The organism is Pseudoalteromonas sp. S558 (assembly GCF_005886635.1).
Classification (GTDB): Bacteria; Pseudomonadota; Gammaproteobacteria; order Enterobacterales; family Alteromonadaceae; genus Pseudoalteromonas; species Pseudoalteromonas aliena.
Map to the genome: position 1 here is coordinate 1 of NZ_PNDU01000447.1, position 3107 is coordinate 3107.

At 36.7% G+C, this 3107-nt stretch carries 2 protein-coding genes; both read left to right on the top strand.

Annotation, left to right across the window (positions count from 1 at the left end):
- Positions 1-266: 266 nt before the first annotated feature.
- Entirely contained in the window at positions 267-629 is a 363-nt protein-coding gene (locus CWB66_RS20600; RefSeq protein WP_138586914.1) for a hypothetical protein, read from the top strand.
- The gene (locus CWB66_RS20605) at positions 626-2959 is read left to right on the top strand and encodes a fatty acid cis/trans isomerase (protein WP_138586916.1); all 2334 of its coding nucleotides are present in this window, start codon (positions 626-628) and stop codon (positions 2957-2959) included. Before CWB66_RS20600 ends, CWB66_RS20605 begins: the two co-directional genes overlap by 4 nt.
- The last annotated feature ends 148 nt before the right edge of the window (positions 2960-3107 follow it).

A 3107-nucleotide genomic window follows, 5' to 3' on the forward strand; every position in this document is an offset into this window, starting at 1 on the left:
ATGATCATTCTAGCGTATTAAATAACTCACTAACGACGTTAAAAATTATTTATATAGAACAACTATGTATCATAATTTTGGCCTTGTTATTAAGCTATTTTCTTATCGCTATAATAGATCACTAATTTAATGCAATTGGTATAATTATTAAGTGCAAGGTTAAATGGCTTTGTGCTTAATCATTTTACACTCCCTTTAGCGTTAATTTATTTGCAGCTTTGCTATAATGCTAACCAATTAAATCGTCAGTAAGTGCAGAGAACGCAATGGAATTTGAACAAGATAGCAATTTAACCCTCCCTTTATTTCTTTTAGATGAAACATTAAGTGAAAGAGATTTAGAGCAGCCTGATTTTGAAATATCAATTGGACTTGATGATGAGTTACTTGCTCAAATTTGCCAGAATCCAAGTGAAGATAGCAGTATCGCTATTACCGTTAATAGTTATGAATTACTTATTGGTGACTCCCCATATTTAAAGATATTAGATCAAGAACACGATGCGCAAATAACATTAACGCACGGACCTCTTTTAAGTGTTATTTTAAATACTGAAGATCAAAAGGCATTCGTTTCTCCGCAAATGGATATGATGCCTACCTTCGACTTGGGCGACGAAGACGAATGAAAAAAATCATAATAAGTACATTTGCATTAATAATTCTTAGTGGTTGTGCGTACTTAGGTAATGTTCACTACAATGATTTATTTGGTTCGGAACAAACACAAGAGCGAATTGTTTCACACTCTACACTTTCTGGTGCTGATTTTTTACAAAACGTAAAGCCGGTGCTCGATACTCGCTGTGTGGTTTGCCATGGTTGCTATGATGCTCCGTGCCAGCTTAAGCTGTCATCGCCTGAAGGAATTGATCGAGGGTTGAGTAAAGAGTTGGTTTACGATGGAACTCGTTTATTGGCAACTACTCCGAGCCGTTTATTATTTGATGCGACTAGCACTCAGCAATGGCGGGAAAAAAACTTTACGCCGGTACTTAATGAGCGAATACAAACTGAAGAGGCTAATTTAGCCGGCAGTGTTTTATTTAATAGCTTAGTACTTAAACAAAGCCATGAATTACCAGCAAATGAAGTATTAGACGATGAGTTTGATTTTTCTTTAAATCGCTCTCAAACCTGCGCAACCATGGGAGAGTTTGACCGATTAGCAGATGAGCAACCTCATGGTGGTATGCCTTATGGATTGCCTAGCGTATCACGCGAAGAGTTTAATCATCTACAAAGATGGCTTAAAACAGGCGGTAAAATGTCGCATATTGCGCCGCCAAGTAAATTCGAGCAAAATAAAATAAACGGATGGGAAGCCTTTTTAAATCAAGACAGTTTAAAATATCAGTTATCGGCTCGTTATATTTATGAACACTGGTTTTTAGCACATATTTATTTTACCCCAGAAAATCCACAGAGCTTTTTTAAGTTAGTACGATCTAGCACACCCCCTGGCGAGAAAATAAAGCTTATTAATACACGTCGTCCTTATGACGACCCTAAGGTTAGCCGTGTTTATTACCGATTTATGCAAGAGCGCACAACAATATTATCTAAAACGCATTTACCGCTAGAGCTTAATGAAGCTAAATTACTGCGTTTATATGATCAATTTATTGCTCCTGATTATACTGTTACTCAAATGCCAAGTTATAAGCCTGAGTCAGCATCTAACCCATTTAAAACATTCGAAGTTATTCCTATTAATTCAAAATATCAGTTTATGCTGGATGAGGCAGAATTAATTATAATGGGCTTTATTAAAGGGCCTGTTTGTCGTGGTCAAATTGCTTTAAATGTGATTAATGACCATTTTTGGGTCGCGTTTGCTGATCCAGCTAAAGTAGCTACTCCCGCTGTTGGTGAAATGCTCATGCAACATGAAGATGCGCTTGAACTGCCCGCAGCTGAGGAAAGTAATGCCTTACCTATTTCTAACTGGGTTAAATATTCAGCGTTAGAACAAAAATATTTAAAAGCAAAGGTTGGCCTTGCTAATGAAATGTTTAAAGGCGGGGAGCACTTAACAACTGACTTATTATGGAAAGGCGATGGGCATAATGAAAATGCGGCACTGACTATTTTTCGTCATTTTGATAGTGCTACTGTTGTGAAAGGCTTTATAGGACAAGAGCCAAAAACTACATGGATCCTCGATTATGCCTTATTTGAACGTATACATTACCTTCTAGTCGCCGGCTTTGATGTGTATGGTAATGTTGGGCATCAGCTAATAACGCGTTTATATATGGACTTTTTACGTTTAGAAGGTGAGCAAAACTTTTTAGCATTATTACCTGAGCATAAGCGTGATCAAATTAAAAAACATTGGTATCGCAAATCGCCACCGAGTCTTGCTGACTTTTTTAAAAATAATCGAGAGTTTAGTCAACCAAGTGGTATTGAATATGAAACAAATGATCCTCAACATGAGCTTTATGGCTTAATGAAAGAGGCTTTAGCGCCAGTGTTAAGTAAGCAATATGACTATACTCAAGTGCCTAAAGCGCTAGGTGTAATAAATGCTATGCCAGCAAAAGCAGTTAATTTATTGCCGCAATTATCTTTTGTTTTAGTTAAGCAATCTGATGATAGCCACAAGGCTTATACTATTATTCATCACAATGCACACTACAATATATCCAGTTTATTGAATGAAGATGGGCAACGTGCTTATAAAGAGGATACAGCGACTATTGTTCCTGGCTTTATTGGTGACTATCCAGAATCTATTTGGTATTTAAATAATGATCAGCAAGTGGCTGCTTTTGCAGAACAATTACCCATGATGCAAATAGAAGCTGATTATAGAGCATTAAAGTCTAAGTTTGGTATTCGACGTACTCACCCTCAATTTTGGCAGTATAGTGATATTTTGCACGATACAGCTAAACAATATCGCGGTATAGAATATGGAATGTTTGATTATAATCGCCTAGAGAATCGATAATTAAATAACCTGAACTCTGGATAATAAATCTATCTCGAGCAGCTATTTTCAGCGCTAACTGCGTTGAATTTACTTGCAATAGGCCAGCTATTGACACGTAAATTCGCCTTGTTTTCACTAAAAACCTCTGGCTAGAGAAAATAAATGT

What these genes read in the sequence shown, in the direction of transcription:
- CWB66_RS20600 (WP_138586914.1), top strand. Translation starts at nt 267, where the DNA reads ATGGAATTTGAACAAGATAGCAATTTAACCCTCCCTTTATTTCTTTTA.
- CWB66_RS20605 (WP_138586916.1), top strand. Translation starts at nt 626, where the DNA reads ATGAAAAAAATCATAATAAGTACATTTGCATTAATAATTCTTAGTGGT.